This is a genomic window from Pseudomonas sp. PB103 (assembly GCF_009764635.1).
In the GTDB taxonomy this organism is placed as follows: Bacteria; Pseudomonadota; Gammaproteobacteria; order Pseudomonadales; family Pseudomonadaceae; genus Aquipseudomonas.
In genome coordinates, this window is record NZ_RWIL01000118.1 from 20633 (window position 1) to 37712 (window position 17080).

Annotated in this window: 16 protein-coding genes; 10 read left to right on the forward strand and 6 right to left on the reverse strand. The window is 60.9% G+C overall.

All coding sequences use genetic code 11. From position 1 onward, the window contains the following. Positions 1 to 2: 2 nt before the first annotated feature. A complete protein-coding gene (locus tag EJA70_RS20835; RefSeq protein WP_158833173.1) occupies positions 3 to 1463 on the reverse strand; it encodes a fatty acid desaturase in 1461 nt (486 codons plus the stop codon). 185 nt (positions 1464 to 1648) lie between these two features. On the opposite strand from EJA70_RS20835, the gene EJA70_RS20840 reads away from it, so the two are divergent. Then, the gene (locus EJA70_RS20840; protein ID WP_158833175.1) at positions 1649 to 2368 is read left to right on the forward strand and encodes a hypothetical protein; all 720 of its coding nucleotides are present in this window, start codon (positions 1649 to 1651) and stop codon (positions 2366 to 2368) included. Next, the gene (locus tag EJA70_RS20845; RefSeq protein ID WP_158833177.1) at positions 2362 to 3477 is read left to right on the forward strand and encodes a hypothetical protein; all 1116 of its coding nucleotides are present in this window, start codon (positions 2362 to 2364) and stop codon (positions 3475 to 3477) included. Before EJA70_RS20840 ends, EJA70_RS20845 begins: the two co-directional genes overlap by 7 nt. Here EJA70_RS20845 and EJA70_RS20850 read toward each other — a convergent pair. Next, positions 3465 to 4376 (reverse strand): esterase/lipase family protein, encoded by a 912-nt coding sequence (locus EJA70_RS20850; protein WP_371924616.1) that lies wholly within the window; start codon positions 4374 to 4376, stop codon positions 3465 to 3467. The genes EJA70_RS20845 and EJA70_RS20850 overlap by 13 nt on opposite strands. Further along, positions 4373 to 5251, reverse strand: coding sequence for a metal-dependent hydrolase (locus tag EJA70_RS20855; protein ID WP_178116948.1), 879 nt, complete (start codon positions 5249 to 5251; stop codon positions 4373 to 4375). Before EJA70_RS20855 ends, EJA70_RS20850 begins: the two co-directional genes overlap by 4 nt. A gap of 104 nt (positions 5252 to 5355) precedes the next feature. Here EJA70_RS20855 and EJA70_RS20860 point away from each other — a divergent pair, with 104 nt between their 5' ends. The 5 genes from EJA70_RS20860 to EJA70_RS20880 all read left to right on the forward strand — a co-directional run bounded on the left by EJA70_RS20860 (position 5356) and on the right by EJA70_RS20880 (position 11100). After that, on the forward strand, positions 5356 to 6285 hold the full coding sequence (locus EJA70_RS20860) for a fatty acid desaturase (RefSeq protein WP_158833181.1): 930 nt from the start codon (positions 5356 to 5358) through the stop codon (positions 6283 to 6285). Beyond that, a complete protein-coding gene (locus EJA70_RS20865; protein ID WP_158833183.1) occupies positions 6285 to 7886 on the forward strand; it encodes a GH3 auxin-responsive promoter family protein in 1602 nt (533 codons plus the stop codon). Before EJA70_RS20860 ends, EJA70_RS20865 begins: the two co-directional genes overlap by 1 nt. Beyond that, on the forward strand, positions 7871 to 8956 hold the full coding sequence (locus EJA70_RS20870; RefSeq protein ID WP_158833185.1) for an aromatic ring-hydroxylating dioxygenase subunit alpha: 1086 nt from the start codon (positions 7871 to 7873) through the stop codon (positions 8954 to 8956). Before EJA70_RS20865 ends, EJA70_RS20870 begins: the two co-directional genes overlap by 16 nt. 137 nt (positions 8957 to 9093) lie before the next feature. Continuing rightward, entirely contained in the window at positions 9094 to 9846 is a 753-nt protein-coding gene (gene cysZ / locus EJA70_RS20875) for a sulfate transporter CysZ (protein WP_008085023.1), read from the forward strand. A gap of 54 nt (positions 9847 to 9900) precedes the next feature. After that, complete coding sequence (locus EJA70_RS20880; RefSeq protein ID WP_158833187.1) at positions 9901 to 11100, forward strand: glycosyltransferase family 1 protein; 1200 nt, start codon at positions 9901 to 9903, stop codon at positions 11098 to 11100. A gap of 134 nt (positions 11101 to 11234) precedes the next feature. On the opposite strand, the gene EJA70_RS20885 is transcribed toward EJA70_RS20880, so the two are convergent. The 3 genes from EJA70_RS20885 to EJA70_RS20895 form a co-directional block, all read right to left on the reverse strand. Continuing rightward, a complete protein-coding gene (locus EJA70_RS20885) occupies positions 11235 to 12338 on the reverse strand; it encodes an NADH:flavin oxidoreductase (RefSeq protein ID WP_158833189.1) in 1104 nt (367 codons plus the stop codon). A gap of 193 nt (positions 12339 to 12531) precedes the next feature. Then, positions 12532 to 13014: a glutathione peroxidase gene (locus tag EJA70_RS20890; protein WP_053117143.1), complete on the reverse strand. Its 483-nt coding sequence runs from the start codon at positions 13012 to 13014 to the stop codon at positions 12532 to 12534. A gap of 122 nt (positions 13015 to 13136) precedes the next feature. Beyond that, positions 13137 to 13622 carry a peptidylprolyl isomerase gene (locus EJA70_RS20895; RefSeq protein WP_008085027.1) on the reverse strand — a complete coding sequence of 162 codons (486 nt, stop codon included), beginning with the start codon at positions 13620 to 13622 and terminating at the stop codon, positions 13137 to 13139. Between EJA70_RS20895 and EJA70_RS20900 the strand changes: the two genes are divergently transcribed. Genes EJA70_RS20900 through EJA70_RS20910 form a run of 3 tightly spaced genes read left to right on the forward strand, consistent with a single transcriptional unit; the run spans position 13591 to position 16983 of the window. Next, the gene (locus tag EJA70_RS20900; RefSeq protein ID WP_158833191.1) at positions 13591 to 13917 is read left to right on the forward strand and encodes a DUF3565 domain-containing protein; all 327 of its coding nucleotides are present in this window, start codon (positions 13591 to 13593) and stop codon (positions 13915 to 13917) included. The genes EJA70_RS20895 and EJA70_RS20900 overlap by 32 nt on opposite strands. Before the next feature lie 60 nt (positions 13918 to 13977). Continuing rightward, positions 13978 to 16077 carry a phosphate acetyltransferase gene (pta, locus tag EJA70_RS20905; protein WP_158833193.1) on the forward strand — a complete coding sequence of 700 codons (2100 nt, stop codon included), beginning with the start codon at positions 13978 to 13980 and terminating at the stop codon, positions 16075 to 16077. After that, positions 16078 to 16983 carry an acyltransferase gene (locus EJA70_RS20910; RefSeq protein WP_158833195.1) on the forward strand — a complete coding sequence of 302 codons (906 nt, stop codon included), beginning with the start codon at positions 16078 to 16080 and terminating at the stop codon, positions 16981 to 16983. It begins immediately after the preceding gene. Positions 16984 to 17080 lie beyond the last annotated feature (97 nt).

Here is a 17080-nt window from a genome sequence, read left to right on the forward strand (position 1 = left end):
GATCAGCGGTGTTTGTTCATGCCCGACCAGAGCAGCGAGGGCAGCGTCCGTGAGTCCAGCAACGCTTCATCCGCCGTCACCAATCGTGGAAGCACGTGCCAGGGATGGTTGGCACTGCGGTGATGATGCAGGTGCAGATTGATGTGATAAGGCCAGATGAAAAACCGCCCTGCGTGCCCGACTTTCCAGGCATACGTCCATTCCCGCCAACCGGGGGTCACGTCCGGCCCGCCGCTGTGCTCGGCGATACTGCGGATTTTCTGCAACAGGGTGCCCAGGGTGGCCAGTGGCACAAACCAGAAAAAAACAATCAGCAGGATCGTCTGCGCCGACGTCTGCCAGGCAATCAACGCTAAAAGGCCCAGCCAGATCACACTCGCCGCTAAGGCCGGGCCGGTCATCTTCGGTGAGGCTCCGCCCGCTGCCTTGTAGGCGCGCAGATTGCGCAGCGTGTTGATCAGCAACAGATCGCCGAGCATTTGTCGCAGCAACAATTTGCCGCTCAGCGGCCGGAAATCCCAAGGCTGGCGGTGATACAGAAAGCGGCGCTCCGGGTCGTTGGCAGTACCGGTCTGTTGATGATGTTCGAGGTGCAGAGGCCGATAGAATTCCACCGGGACGAGGCCCGGCACACCGATCGCCAGGTTGATCAGAAAGTCGTTGAGCGGGCGATGACGGGTCAGGTGATAGTGCGTCGCATCGTGGTACAGGATGAACAGCGCATGTTGGCGTGCGGCAATCATCACGAAGGCCACGCCATACAGACGCCAGTCCCCCACGTACAGGGCTATGCGCAACGTCACGATGATGCACAGCCATTCCAGCAGGATCGCGGCCATGCTGCGCAGATCCACTTTCAGGCGCTTGAGCATGATCGTGAACACACCCGCCACGGCGCCGATCGCGGCGCCATACACCACGTCGAGCAGCACGTGCTGCCCCGTGGTCAACACGGTAACCCCCAGCATCACGCTCCACAGACTGAAGAGCCAGGCCGCACGGACGCGCAGGTAAGCAAGGACAACGCTGATCGCCACCGGCAAGGCCACGTGCCCACTGGGCGAGGCGGCCAACGGGGAGTCGAGCTGATAGAACCACATGAGCCACTGCGACGAACTGTCCGGACGCACGATCATGGTGGGCCAGAACAAATGGCTCAGCAGGCAGGTGCCGGACGCCACGGCCGCGGCAAAAAAGGCTGGCAGCAACCATTCGCGGCGCCGCCCCAGCAGCACCAGCGCCGGCATGATCAGCACATAGCTCAGGTACAACGGCAAGGTGTAAGGCAGTCGAGCAATGTGCGCGTCAAAACCTGTCGGTTCAATCACTCGCACCGCACCCATCGGGTAGTGCGTGACGAGAAAATACAGCGCGCCCGTCACGACGGTGTAGACCGCTAGCCAGAGGAACGGGCGTGTCACGATCGAGGTATCAAATTGATGACTGGCCAACGTGGATGACATGAATAAGGCGCCTGATGGGTCAGAACACGTGCAACGTTTCCATACCGCCAAGAGCGGCGGCTTCTGCTCGGTTATGCCAGATTTTCAGCGTCAGTAAATGACGGCGACGAAAGGAAGTCTACGTTGCATTGACCCTTTCAACTCGCCAAACTCCAAACATCTTGCTTGCGATGCCGAGGGTCTCCATGCGTTTGAGCGCAACGTCCGTTGAATGCTCCGATCTGCATCCACATGAAATCAACCGGATGTTCGAGATTTATTCGGCGTCCTACTGCGACACCTCTCGCCCGCAGTTCGAACAGGATTTGCAGGACAAGACCCACTGCATCGTGTTGCGTTGCGCGGATCAGAGCATCGTCGGTTTCACCACCCTCAAACGCTATGAGCGCACGTGGTGCGGGCGCCCGATCAGGGTGATTTTTTCCGGTGACACCATCATTGACCGCGAACACTGGGGCAGCCAGCAACTGGCCTTCGCGTGGATGCGCCTGGCCGGCGAGATCTGGCTGGAGCAACCTGACATTCCCCTGTACTGGTTTCTGATCTGCAAGGGCCATCGCACCTACCGTTATCTGGCCGCCATGGCGCTGAACTACGCGCCCCGCGCTGGCGCCGTGACGGACTCTGCGGTTCAGGCACTGGCCGATTATCTGGCGGTGGATCGTTTCGGCGAGGCCTACGACCCGGCAACAGGCGTGCTGTCTTTCAAAGTGCCGCAAGGTCGACTGACGACCGAGTTGGCACACGTCCCGGCGCCGCACTTGCGCCTGGATAACGTCGCGTATTTTCTGCACAAGAATCCTCATTACGCGGCGGGCGATGAACTGGTCTGCCTGTGTGAATTGCACCCCGATAACCTGCGGCCCATGGCGCAGCGTCTGTTCGCCGCCGCACAACCATGCTGATCCGCCAGGCCTGCGCGGCGGACAACCAGCGACTGTTGGATTTTCAGGCGCAGCGGGCCATGCAGGGTGGTTTGCCAATGCGTTTCGATCGCGGGCCGGACTACTTTGCGCTGCACCGTTGTCATGCCAGCGACCATCGCACCTGGCTGGCCGAGAACGAGACCGGTGATCTGAAGGGCATCGCCAGCCTGTTGGTGCGCGAGGGTTATCTTCAGGGTGACATTCAGCCCGTGGCCTATCTGGGGGATTTGCGACTGGTGCCTGATCGACGCCTGTCGCTGTCGTGGATGGCCGAGGTCAAAGTCCGTCTCGCCGCACTGGCCGCTGAAACGGGGGTGCAGCATGCCTATTGCTGTGTCATCCGCGACAACCGTCTCGCCACACAATCATTGCTCGGCGGACGGCGCGCCAATCCACTCGGGCTGGCGCGCTGGCGGGGTTACAGCAACGTCGCCGTGTATGCCCAGCGTGGCTGGACAAGCACCCCGCGAACGCCGGACCACGTGCGCATCGTGCAAGCGCAGCCGTGTCACGCCGACGCACTCCGGGCGTTTCTCGACCGCGAGTCGGCAGCTCAGCCCTTCGGCAACGTCTTCAGCGAGACGCAGTTTGCCAGGCGCCTGGAGACCTGGCCGGACTTCGGCCTCTCGTCATTTCTGCTGGCACTCGACGCCCGAGACAATTTGCTGGGCTGCGTCGCGCCTTGGGATGCCGGGCGGATCAAGCGCGTGGTGCTTGAGACCTTGCCGCTGCCCCACCAGGCCCTGCGCCTGGCGTTCAACACCTGTGCGCCGCTGTTGGGGCGCCCCGCCATTGCCGCGCCCGGCGAGGCGTTGCGCGACGTTTACCTGACCCACCTGCACGTCCGCCAACGCGACCCGCAGATTTTTGCGGCACTGCTGGACGCGGCGTGGATGCGCGTTCGCGGTCAGTACGCATTGATGCAATTGTGCCTGTATGACCATGACCCATTCTGGCTGGCCATGAAGCGCTATCGCGCCGTGTCCATTGCCATGGACTTGTACACCGCGCCTTGCGTGGGCAATGCCACGGCGTTGACGCCGCAGGATGCCGAGCGCATCCCGGGCTTCGAAATCTATCTGGTCTGAGCGCAACCGTGGACGACATCCAACAGCGTCAACCAGAAACGCGTGGCGTCAAAGCCACCGCCGCCCAGCACCGGTTGACCGTGATCGAGCCGGGGCAGGCAGATCTGCGGCATGCCCGCGATGCGTTGATGTTCGAGGTAAAACTGGCCGTCATGGGCGCAACCCGGGCGTCGCGCATTGAGGCGGGCATGATGGGTATCGAAGCGTGAACTGGGGACGGCGCTCCAACTGATCACGTGCAGGCATTGCACGTCGGCGGCCAGGTGTTCGAGCAGGTCGCTGATCTGCGGGTCGCGCAGACTGCTGATATCCCGTGCGCCAGCGGCCACCCAACGGGTTTTCGCCAGCACTCGGCGAACGCGATCGAACGGATAGTCGAGGTTCGACTGCCCTGCGCTGCAAGCCAACAGGTCATCGATGACCGTCGACGGACCTGTCGGCGGTTGCACCAGCACCACACCGTCACACGCCTGGCGCAACAGTTTGTCCTGTGCCAATGCCGCGAGCGCGTCGAGCCCACCCTTGCTGTGCGCCAACACGACAAAGCGTTGCCCCTGCCTGAGTTGGGCCGTCAGCACCTGACTGATATGTCGACCCTGCGCCATGACGCCGCGAGAGGAACGCACGGGCATGCGCAAAACCGGATAGCCCAGGCGCCGCAACGTCCGCGCGCAATCCTGAAAACAGCCGGGCAGCCATTCGGAAAACAGCCCGGCCACCAGCACCACCAACGTTTCCTGGGAAAGGCTGAGCATGGGCTTGTGCCAGGACGCGATAAATTGCTCCGTGCAGTCCAGCAATACGTCTGGCGCGACGAATTCGCTTGCCGGAAAATACCGTGGCCACTCGGCAAATCCCTCAGGTGTCCAGGCGGGGGTCATCGCCGAAGGCCCTTTCATGGTGTGCGCCCAGCGTATTCGTCGAGGGTTTGCCGCGCCGTTGCCAACGCTTCACGGGTGTCGAGGTGGTTGGGGTGAAACCCCGGAATGAACCAGGCCAGCCATTTCGGAAACACCCGGGTCAGCGGGCCGGGACGGACGAATAACCAGCCGAGCAAACGCAGCCATTCGCGCCCGTTGTGGCGCTGCCCATCATTGCCTGCCAGTCGGTAAATGAAATACAGGACATCGATGGCAAAGTAGCCGGTCATGATCAGCATGACCCCGCAGCGCATCAGGTATCGCCGCAGCGGATTGCTCACCACCACGCCCAGCACATCGTAGGCAACGGCCTTGTGTTCGGTTTCTTCGATCGCATGCCAGCGCCACAGCATGGCCATCTTCGTATCGGCGCCTTCAAGGATCGCCGGATGACGCAGCAGTTGATCGGAGAGGATCGCGGTGAAATGTTCCAGGCTGGCCGTCATGGCCAGGCGCATCGCCGGGGAAAATTTATTGCCCACCTCCTGACGACGCATCAGCAATTGTTCCAGCGCATCAATCGGTGCGCCTTGGGCCGCGAGCAGCCGGTTATACGCGCGATGTTCGCGAATATGCGACGCTTCCTGATACACGAACGCGTCAACCGCCTGGGCCAGCGCCGGATGTTTTTCGAGGGCTTGGCGAAAGTGCACGACACTGTCGATGAAGAGTTTTTCGCCGAGTGGAAACATGATCGACAGGCCATCGAAAAAGCGCGTGACGTGCGGCCAGCCACGATACCAATAGCGCGGAATCTGCTCATCGAGCGCGAAACGCATGTCGCGTCGAGGGATGTCTGCGCCAGCGGGTTTCGTCGCCGAGCGTCTGTTCAGAAGGCGTTTTAGATACGACATACAGTGTTCTGCGGTTCCTCGTTGCCCTGACGCGCCAGCAATTGATCATTAGCGACGCGATCAGGGCGGTATACTTTTTCGACTCGACCTATCAAGGAGCCCATATGCGCAGTTCCAGTGACATTTCGCAAACGCGTCGTTTCGACGTGGCCAATCTGTGCGTGCTGGCGCTGCAAACGCTGTTGTGGGGCGCGACCCTGACCTGGCTTTCCCACACTGAGGCGGGCGGGCTCAAATGGCTGGTGCTCATCCCGTTCTGCCTGGTCATGCAAGGTGTCTTCTCGATGATGCACGAGTCCTTTCATGGCCTGGCGCACAGTCGCAAGTCCCTCAACTACTTCGTCATGTGGTGGGCTTCTACCCTGTTTGGCGCGTCGGCGACGCTGATCCATATCAATCACCTGGGTCATCATGTGCGCAATCGTACACGCGCAGAACTGGCCGACTTCGCGGTCGCGGATGAGTCGCTGTGGCGCAAGCGCATCGAGTACTACTTTGCGGTGCTTGGCGGTATCTGGCTGGCGGCGTTTGTCGGCAGCCTGTTATTGCCGGTGCTGCCGGCGCGCATCACAGACAAGTGGTCGCAAACCGCAGAGGTCAACACCTACGCCGCCGCCTTCAAGGACTTCTCCAGCGCCGACTTCAAGCGTATCCGCGTGGAAGTCATCGCCAGTGTCGCCGCGTGGTTGTCGATCGGATTCTTGCTGGGATGGACGTGGCAGGTGGTGCTCATCGCCTACCTTGCTTTCGCCTTTTCCTGGTCGTCGCTGCAGTGGGTGTATCACATGCGCACGCCACTGGACGTCGTCGAGGGCGCCTATAACCTGCGGGCCCCGCGGCTGGTGCGCTGGGCGTTTTTGAACTTCAACTACAACCTGACCCATCATCGGCACTCGGCCATGCACTGGCAGCAAATGCATGCCGCCTCCAACCTGAAGGAAACCCGGCCGCTGTGGTATGGCTGGCTGCAGGTTTTCCTGCCGCCGCAGCGGTTACCCGATGATTTGTCGCAACTGGACAAGACCTACTTCTGATGAGCGCCAACATGGATGTGAAACGCGCGCTGTGGCAGACCTTCCTCGAGCACGCCAAGCCCACGCTCGATCAATGGCACGCGCAGCTCGAGCAACCGCAGGCAACGCAAGAACGCTTATTGCAGCGCCTGCTCGAAGCCAATCGCGATTGCGCATTCGGCCGTGCCCACGACTTTGCCCGACTGCAGGACTCGACGCAGTTTCGCGATAACGTACCGGTTCACACCTACGCGCAACTGCAGCCGTGGATCGAACGCGCGCAACAAGAATCCGCAGCGATTCTGACCACCGACACACCACTGTTCTTCGAGCGTACGAGCGGTAACAGCGCGCTGCAAAAAGCGATTCCCTACACGCGCGCCTTCCTCGCAGAAATGCACAACGCGCTGACCGTGTGGCTCGCCGACATGCATCGCCAGGTGCCGGGCATCAGTCATGGCTCGAGTTATTGGTCGATGTCGCCGCCCCTGCAAATGCCCGTGGCCGGGCCCAATGGCATTTGCCTCGGGTCGGCCAGTGATCTGGAGTATTTGAGCGGCAGTCATCTGGCCGGTCTGGCCGGGACATTGCTGATTCCAGAGTTTAACGGTGCACTGTCGCAATGGCGCCGCCAGACCCTGCTGGCCTTGCTGGCCGACGCTGATTTGAGTTTTATCAGCGTATGGAGCCCGACCTTTCTGACCAGCCTGTTACAGCCACTGTTCGCTGCCGAAACACCCGAACAGCTGCAGACCTTTGCATGGCTTGACGCCGCCCTCCCCGCGCCGCGCCGCTCGGCGCTACGCCGCGCGCGAGCTCAGGGTAACTGCAGCGAATTATGGCCGCGTCTGGCCGCCGTCAGTTGCTGGATGGAAGGGCCGAGTCGCCACTACTTCACGCAACTGGCCGCGCGTTTTCCGCAAACGCAATGGCTACCAAAAAGTCTGTTTGCCACCGAAGGCGTCGTCAGTGTTCCCTTCGGCGACGAACCGGGTTGCCCGTTGGCGATCGGCAGCCATTATCTGGAATTCCTCTGCGAAGACGGCAGCCTGCGCCATGCGCATTCGTTACGCCTGGGGGAAACGGCGCAGGTGCTGCTGAGCACCGGCGGCGGTTTGTACCGCTACGCACTGGGCGATCGGGTCCGCGTCGTCGGCATGTCGGGGGCCACGCCACGGGTCGAGTTTGTCGGCCGTGCCACGGGCACCAGTGATCTGGTCGGAGAAAAACTCGATGAACACGTGGTGCAGAACCTGTTCGAGCATTGCCCGGCCACCCAGGGCGGCGCCTGCCTGATCCCCGACGCCTATGCTTCGCCACCGCATTACACGGCGCTGGTGGCGATGCCCCGAGACCTTGATGCCAGTGCCCTGGCACTGACGATCGAGGCGGCACTGGCCGACGCCTTTCATTACGGCCAGGCACGCCAGCTCGGGCAACTGGGACCGGTGCAGGTGCGCCTGCTCGACGGCGGCGCTGATCAACTCGCGCAGGTGTTGCAACAGGCGGCGGAGTTGAGCGGCATCCGTGCGGGCGACTTCAAGCCACGCGCACTTATCAATCGGCTGGAGACAGCTCAAGCCCTTCTCGCTCTGACGGAAAGCTCATGTCGGTACCTTTGAACAACCTCCTCGAAACACCCGACGACGCGACCCTCGAACAATGGTATGTGGCGTGCGCACACAAAGAGCTGCGCAAAAACAAACCTTACCGGGCGAAGATTCTGGGCCTGAACCTGGTGCTTTTTCGCCAGCGTGACGGCCGGGCAGCGGCGTTGCTCGACCAGTGCGTGCATCGCGGCACACGCTTGTCGGCGGGCAAGATTGCCGACGATTGCCTGGTGTGCCCCTACCACGGCTGGCGCTACGACGCTGAGGGCCAAGTGGTGCATATCCCCAGCGCCGGCGAGAAGTCGTGCTCTTCGACATCCCCCGCGTATCGCTACCGCCAGCGTCACTTTGCGGTGCAGGAACAGGACGGGCTGGTCTGGGTCTACACCGGCACGGGCGACCCGCAGAGCAAAACCGTGTTCAAGCTCCCGGTCTACGGCGAAAAACCCTGGCAGTCCTATTTCATGATCAACACCTTCGAGGCCGACGTCGGCAGCCTCGTGCAGAACTTCATGGACGTGCCGCACACTGTTTTTGTCCACGAGGGCATCTTCCGTTCCAGCAGTGGGCGGGCGATGGAAGCCACGCTCGCGTGTAAAGCGCAGAGCATCGAAGTGACGTATCACGATGACGACGACAAGATCGGTTTGATGAACTGGCTGAGCAACCCCGACGGCGAGCCGCTGGTGCACACCGATCGTTTTTTTGCGCCCAACGTCACCCGCTGCGACTATCGGTGGGGCGAGCGTTCGGCATTCTTCATCATCAGTCAGATCACGCCCATCGACTCACGCCAGTCGCGCGTCTACACCTACATCGCCTACCGCTTCCGCCTACCCCGCTGGGTGCTGGGCCTGTTGCGGCCGTTGATTCATCTGTACACCCACATCGTGATTCGCCAGGACGTGAAAATCATTCAGGCGCACCGCCAAGGCCTCGACAATGTCGCCGATTTCAAACCGTGCAACGTGCAGGCCGATGCCGTGCATATCGGCGTCGATCAGCTATTGGCCGCCGTGAAACGCGGAGAATCGCTACCGCCGGCACAACGCCGTGAATCGCGGATACGCTTTGAACTCTGAGGGCGGACGCTGAACGATTCACTGACGAATAGCGTCCCTGTGATCTTGTTACAGTGAATGTCGATCGCTCTGCCGTGCTTTCGCAGCCTTTGCAAAGTCGGTAAGGTCGGCGCGTTTTCCCTTGCTCGGAGCACCTTATGCCCGCCCCTGTTCTGTCCGGCCCGCAATACCTGCGCGAAGGCCTCAAACTGGTTCTCAGCCCTGGCCTGCGCCTGTTCGTGTTGTTGCCACTGGCGATCAACCTGGTGCTGTTCGTCGGCTTGATTTATCTTGCCGGCCACCAGTTCAGCCTCTGGGTCGATACGCTGATGCCGTCGTTGCCCGAATGGCTGAGCTTCCTCAGCTACATCCTCTGGCCCTTGTTTGTGGTGCTGGTGGCGCTGATGGTGTTTTTCACCTTCACCATGCTCGCCAACGTGATCGCCGCGCCGTTCAACGGCTTTCTCGCGGAAAAAGTCGAAGTCGTGGTGCGCGGCACCGATGACTTCCCGGCGTTCAGTTGGGGCGAGTTGATCGAGATGGTCCCGCGCACCCTCGCCCGGGAAATGCGCAAGCTCGGCTACTTCCTGCCACGGGCAATCGGCCTGTTCATCCTCTCGTTCATCCCGATGGTCAACATCATCGCCGCGCCATTGTGGCTGCTGTTCGGCGTGTGGATGATGGCGATCCAGTACATCGACTACCCGGCGGACAACCACAAACTGGGCTGGAACGAAATGCTCGCCTGGCTGCGCCAGAAGCGCTGGCAGAGCATGAGTTTTGGCGGCATCGTTTATCTGGCGCTGCTGATTCCGGTGGTCAACATCCTGATGATGCCGGCCGCTGTCGCAGGCGCGACGTTGTTCTGGGTGCGTGAGCGTGGTGCCGAGAATCTGGTGACTCAGCGCTGAACCGGCAACAGAGCGCGCGTCACAAATCCATCATCCGAACGTAACAGCCACGACATGGCCTCAGCCGACACTGAGGTCATGACGACAGCTCTACACATCACCCTCATCAGCGAAACCTTCCCACCGGAAATCAACGGCGTGGCCAACACCCTTGGCCGCTTGTGCGATGGCTTGCGCGCGCGTGGGCATCAGGTGGAACTGGTGCGGCCGCGTCAGGCCGGTGATCCGCAGCGCAGTGACGATGATGCGCTGCTGCTGTGCCGAGGTTGGCCGCTGCCGGGGTATCCGGGGTTGCAGTGGGGGCAGTCGTCGATGCACAAATTGCTGCGGCGCTGGAAGCGCCAGCGCCCGGACGTGTTGTACATCGCCACGGAAGGGCCACTCGGCCTGTCGGCGTTGCGGGCCGCGCGGCGTTTGGGGATATCGGTGGTCAGCGGGTTTCATACCAACTTCCAGCAATACACCAGCCAGTACGGTCTCGGTTTGCTGACGCGGATGCTCACGCATTATCTGCGCTGGTTTCACAATCGTTCGGCACTGACACTGGTGCCGAGCGTGAGCCAGCGGCTGGAACTGGAGCGGCGGCATTTCGAGCGGTTGGCGTTGTTGTCGCGAGGGGTCGACAGCCAGTTGTTTCATCCAAGCAAACGGTTGAACGCTTTACGTGAGCAATGGGGCCTCAACGAGCGCGATATCGCGGTCATTCACGTAGGACGCCTCGCTCCCGAGAAAAACCTCGGCCTGCTCAAGCGCAGCTTCGAAGCACTGCGCAGCACTTATCCGCAGCGTCATCTGAAACTGATCATCGTCGGTGACGGGCCGCAACGCGTGGCGCTGGAAAAGGACCTGCCCGAGGCGATCTTCTGCGGCGCACAACGTGGCGAGGCATTGGCCGCGCACTATGCGTCGGGGGATGTGTTTGTGTTTCCGAGCCTGACCGAAACCTTCGGCAATGTCGTGTTGGAGGCGCTGGCCTCAGGTTTGGGGGTGGTGGCCTACGATCAAGCGGCGGCGGCGCAACACATTCGCCACGGCTACAGCGGCGTGCTGGCGATGCCGGGGGATGAGCAGGCATTTTGCGAAGCGGCCGTGTGGTTGCTGGAGGAAGATGAGCGGTTGCGTTGTGTGCGGCTGAATGCGCGACAGCATGCGAGTCGCCAGGGGTGGCCGGCGATTATCGAGCAGTTCGAGAGCCATTTGCGTGGGGCTTGTGTGGGGGAGCAAGTGGTGCCGAATGCGCAGACATTGCCTTGAATCATTGCTGACTTGGAAGGCGCCATCGCTGGCAAGCCAGCTCCCACAGTGTTTGCGGAAAACACAAAATTTGTGAACATCCCCAGAACCTGTGGGAGCTGGCTTGCCAGCGATAGCGTCAAAAGCGGCGCTGGTTAAACCAGCGTCATCAACGCCTCACGGCTGAACGGCAGGATGTCCTGCTCACGCCCTTCGCGGACTTTCAACGCCCAGTCCGGATCGACCAGCAGCGCACGCCCCACCGCCACCAGATCGAATTCCTCTTTGTTCAGACGCTCCAGCAGGTTTTCCAGGCTGGCCGGTTGCGCGACCTTGTCGGTGTTGACCATGAACTGCAGGAACTCGCCATCCAGGCCGACACTGCCGACGGTGATGGTTGGTTTGCCAGTCAGCTTGCGCGTCCAGCCCGCCAGGTTCAGCTCGGAACCTTCGAACTCCGGCTCCCAGAAGCGGCGCGTCGAGCAGTGGAAAATATCCACACCTGCGTCAGACAAAGGCTTGAGGAATTCGCCCAGCGCATCCGGCGTTTGCACCAGACGCGCGGTGTAATCCTGCTGCTTCCACTGCGAGAAGCGGAAGATGATCGGGAAGCCTTCGCCGACCGCCGCACGCACCGCCTGAATCAGCTCGATGGCAAAACGCGAGCGGTTGGCCAGGTTGCCGCCGTACTCGTCGGTGCGCTGGTTGCTGCCTTCCCAGAAGAACTGGTCGACCAGGTAACCGTGCGCGCCGTGAATCTCGACGCCGTCCATGCCGATGCTTTGTGCATCCTTGGCCGCTTGGGCGAAGGCTGCGATCACGTCCTGGATGTCTTGTTTAGTCATGCCGTGCACCACGACCTGACCGTCCTTGAGTTTTTCCGACGGGCCGTAACCCGGCACGTTGGCGTCCGGCTCGGTGCCGATGCGGCGCACACTGCCGACGTGCCAGAGTTGCGGAACGATCTTGCCGCCTTCAGCGTGAACGGCGTCGACGACTTTTTTCCAGCCAGCCAAAGGCGCGTCGCCAAAGAATTGCGGCACGTTCGGGTAGCCATTGGAGGCAATGTGACCAACGGTGGTGCCTTCGGTGATGATCAGGCCAACGCCTGCGGCCGCACGACGGCGGTAGTACTCGATGACTTTCGAATTCGGCACGCCACCCGGGGAGAAAGATCGGGTCATCGGCGCCATGACCACGCGGGTCGGGAGTTCGAGGGCACCGAGGTGGAACGGTTTGAACAAGGCTTGGACAGGCATCGGGAGGCTCCACAGAGATAACTTTATGACGGCGATAATATGGAGAGCCGAGGCCTTTGAACAGCATTATTGATTTCGGTGATTAAGGATTAAAAGACGCAAAGCAAAAGATCGCAGCCTTCGGCAGCTCCTACATGGGATAACGTTTCCCTGTAGGAGCTGCCGAAGGCTGCGATCTTTTGATCTTGCTGTTTCAGCTCAGCGCTTTTTCAATCGCATGCACAATGGTCGGATCATCCGGCGCCGTGCGCGGCGAGAACCGCGCCAACACACGGCCGTCCTTGCCGAGCAAAAACTTCTCGAAATTCCAGGTGATGTCACCGGGAAACTCCGCGCCCTCGCCCGCCAGCAAGCGGTACAACTGATGCCGTTCGTGACCGTTGACTTCGAGCTTGCTCGACAACGGAAACGTCACACCATAGTTAAGGCTGCAGAAATCCTGAATGTCCTTTTCAGAACCGGGTTCCTGGCCGGCAAACTGGTTGCACGGCAGGCCGAGCACGCTGAAACCTTTGCCCTTGAACTGCTGATAGAGGTTTTCCAGCGCCGCATACTGGGGGGTCAAGCCGCATTTGGAGGCGACGTTGACCACCAGCACGACTTGGCCCTTGAACGGTGCCAGCGGTAGCTCCTGACCATCCAGGGCTGTCAACTTAAGGTCGTGAAAAGCACTCATGACGAACTCCAAGATTCCCGTGTTCTACTCGAAACAGCCACTTGGCGAGGCTACCAAGGACAGCCGCGGACTAAAAAGGCGCCCGCAGGCGCCTCTCCAGTACTCGAAGCTTAGCGCAGAAATCAGTGGTGATGGCCACCTTCGCCATGGACGTGGCCATGAGCGATTTCTTCCTGGCTGGCGTCACGGATGTCAACGATCTTCACTTTGAAGTTCAGGCGCTGACCAGCCAACGGGTGGTTGCCGTCGACAGTCACGTCGTCGCCGTCGAGGTCACGGATGGTGACGATTTGCATCTGGCCGTCCGGCGCCGAAGCGTGGAACTGCATGCCGACTTCCAGCTCGTCAACGCCTTCGAACATGCTGCGGCTCAGGGTGCTGACCAGCTCTGCAGCGTATTCGCCGTATGCGTCTTCCGGTTCAACGGAGACTTCCAGCTCGTCACCAACAGCTTTGCCATCCAGCGCTTTTTCCAGGCCCGGGATGATGTTGCCTGCGCCTTGCAGGTAGACCAGCGGAGCGCCGCCGGCGGAGCTGTCGATGACCTCACCAGCGTCGTTGGTCAGGGTATAGTCGATGGAGACAGCCTTATTGGCGGCGATCAGCATGGGGCGAGACCTTTTGCATAAGAATATAGAAAGGCCAAGTTTAGCGAAGCAATCGCGCGAAAGCGAACACAACCCGGACAAACGGGTTTCGACGCTCACAGGCTTGCATCAGGACGAAGACGGTCATTGGGTCGCCGAGCTTTCCTGTGGCCACACCCAGCACCTGCGCCACCAGCCGCCGTGGCAATCACGCGCCTGGGTGCTGGACCCGGCGCAACGTATTGAAAAAATAGGCCAACCCTTTGCCTGCGGTTGGTGCGCACAGGGCTCGGTTAGCGATAACCTTGGCGACTGAATTTCGGTAGGCGATCACGTATAGATTGCCGCCATTGCCATGCAACTTTAGAGAATTCGCATGCAAACTTTTTTTATCGCCCCCACCGATTTTGGCGTGGGTCTGACCTCCATCAGCCTCGGGCTGGTGCGCACGCTTGAGCGAGCGGGCCTGAAAGTCGGGTTCTTCAAACCGATTGCCCAGCCGCACCCGGGCGACACCGGCCCTGAGCGCTCCACCGAACTGGTAGCCCGTACTCACGGTTTGAAACCGCCGCAACCATTGGGCCTGGCGCACGTCGAGCGGATGCTCGGCGACGGCCAGCTCGATGAGCTGCTCGAAGAAATCATCACCCTGTATCAGCAAGCCGCCATCGGCAAAGACGTGCTGGTCGTCGAAGGCATGGTGCCGACTCGCAGCGCCAGCTACGCCGCGCGGGTCAACCTGCATTTGGCCAAAAGCCTCGATGCCGAGGTGATTCTGGTCTCGGCGCCGGAAAACGAAGTGCTGGCCGAACTCTCCGGCCGCGTTGAATTGCAGGCGCAATTGTTCGGCGGGCCGAAAGACCCGAAAGTCCTCGGGGTGATCCTCAACAAGGTCAAAACCGACGAGAGCATGGAAGCCTTCGCCGCGCGTCTGAAGGAGCACTCGCCGTTGCTGCGCAGCGGTGATTTCCGCCTGCTCGGCTGCATTCCCTATCAGCCGGAACTCAATGCACCACGCACCCGCGACGTCGCCGACCTGATGGGTGCGCAAGTGCTCAACGCCGGTGATTACGAAACCCGGCGGATGACCAAAATCATCATTTGCGCACGGACCATGCGCAACACCGTCGAGCTGCTCAAGCCCGGCGTGCTGGTGGTGACCCCGGGTGATCGCGACGACATCATCCTCGCTGTCAGCCTCGCGGCGATCAACGGCGTGCCGCTGGCCGGCCTGTTGCTGACCAGCGACACCCTGCCCGATCCGCGCATCATGGATCTGTGCCGGGGCGCGTTGCAGGCCGGTCTGCCTGTGTTGTCGGTGAGCACTGGCTCGTATGACACCGCCAACCTGCTCAACGGTTTGAACAAGGAAATCCCCATTGATGACCGCGAGCGTGCGGAGATCATCACCGACTTCGTTGCCAGCCATCTCGACGCGAAATGGCTGCACCAGCGCTGCGGCACGCCACGGGAAATGCGCCTGTCGCCGGCAGTGTTCCGCTATCAGTTGATTCAACGCGCGCAAGCGGCGAACAAACGCATCGTCCTGCCCGAAGGCAGCGAGCCGTTCACTGTGCAAGCGGCAGCGATCTGTCAGGAACGCGGGATCGCCCGTTGTGTGTTGCTGGCGAAACCGGAAGACGTCGAAGCCGTCGCCCGTGCCCAAGGCATCACATTGCCGCCGGGGCTGGAGATTCTTGATCCGGATCTGATCCGCGAACGCTACGTCGAGCCGATGGTCGCCCTGCGCAAAACCAAAAGCCTTAATGCACCGATGGCCGAGCAGCAACTGGAAGACACCGTGGTGATCGGTACCATGATGCTCGCACTCGATGAAGTCGACGGTTTGGTCTCGGGCGTGATCAACACCACGGCCAACACCATCCGCCCTGCCTTGCAGCTGATCAAAACGGCACCGGGCTGCACGCTGGTGTCGTCGGTGTTCTTCATGCTGTTCCCGGAAGAAGTGCTGGTGTATGGCGACTGTGTGATGAACCCGCACCCGAGCGCTACCGAACTGGCCGAGATCGCCCTGCAAAGCGCCGATTCGGCAGCGGCGTTCGGCATCACCCCGCGCGTGGCGATGATCAGTTACTCCAGCGGCGAATCGGCCACCGGCGAAGAAGTCGAGAAAGTCCGCGAGGCCACCCTGCTCGCCCACGAACAACAGCATTCGCTGCTGATCGACGGCCCGTTGCAATACGACGCCGCGGCCAACGCCGAAGTCGCCCGGCAACTGGCACCGAACAGTCAGGTCGCCGGTCGCGCCACGGTGTTCGTGTTCCCGGATCTGAACACCGGCAATACCACGCACAAAGCCGTGCAACGCAGCGCCGATTGCGTCAGCCTCGGGCCGATGCTGCAAGGCCTGCGCAAACCGGTGAACGATTTGCCGCGCGGCGCGCAAGTCGATGACATCGTCTACACCATCGCCCTTACCGCGATTCAAGCCGCCAACCGACCTATGGATGTGTAAATGCTGGATTTTCTACCTGCACCCGTGCGCGGCGTGATTGCCTCGCTGCTGTTGGCACTCAACACGATTCTGCTCTGCTCGTTTCTGTTCTGCGTGGCGCTGGTCAAGGCCTTGCCGTTCGCCTTGACCCAACGCATCGCCGGTTGGCTGATGAGCCACACCCACGAGGCGTGGATCAGCAACAACAAAGGCTGGATGAACCTGGTGCGCCGCACGCGCTGGCACATCAGCGGCCTGCAAGGCCTCGATTACCAGCACTCGTACCTGATCACCAGTAACCATCAGAGCTGGGTCGATATTCTGGTGCTGCAATACGTGCTCAACCGCCGGATTCAGCCGCTGAAATTCTTCCTCAAGCAGGAGCTGATCTGGGTGCCGGTGATCGGTCTGGCGTGGTGGGCGCTGGGCTTTCCGTTCATGAAGCGCTACTCCAAGGCTTACTTGGCCAAGCACCCGGAGAAGAAAGGCAAAGACCTCGAAACCACGCGCAAGACCTGCGCGAAGTTTCGCCATAACCCGGTGGGGATTTTCAACTTCGTCGAGGGCACGCGCTTTACTGACGGCAAGCATGCGCAGCAGCAATCGCCGTTCAAGTATCTGCTCAAGCCCAAGGCTGGCGGGATTGCCTTTGTGCTCGATGCGATGGGCGAGCAACTGGAGTCGATCGTCAACGTGACGATTCACTACCCGGCCGGGCGTCCGGGGTTCTGGGATTTGCTGTGCGGCAATGTGCGCGACGTGGTGGTGCACTTTGAAGAGCTGAAGATTCCACAGCAGTTCATCGGCAAGAACTACGATCAGGACGGCGAGTATCGCCTGCAGTTCCAGGGCTGGATCAATCAGCTGTGGCTGGACAAGGATGCGCTGCTGGAACAGATGCACCGCGAATATCCAGCGAAGTCTTGAGGCGTCTGTTCCGGCCTCATCGCTGGCAAGCCAGCTCCCACAGGTTTCTCTGCGTTACACAATATTTGTGTGCGCTGAAAATCCCTGTGGGAGCTGG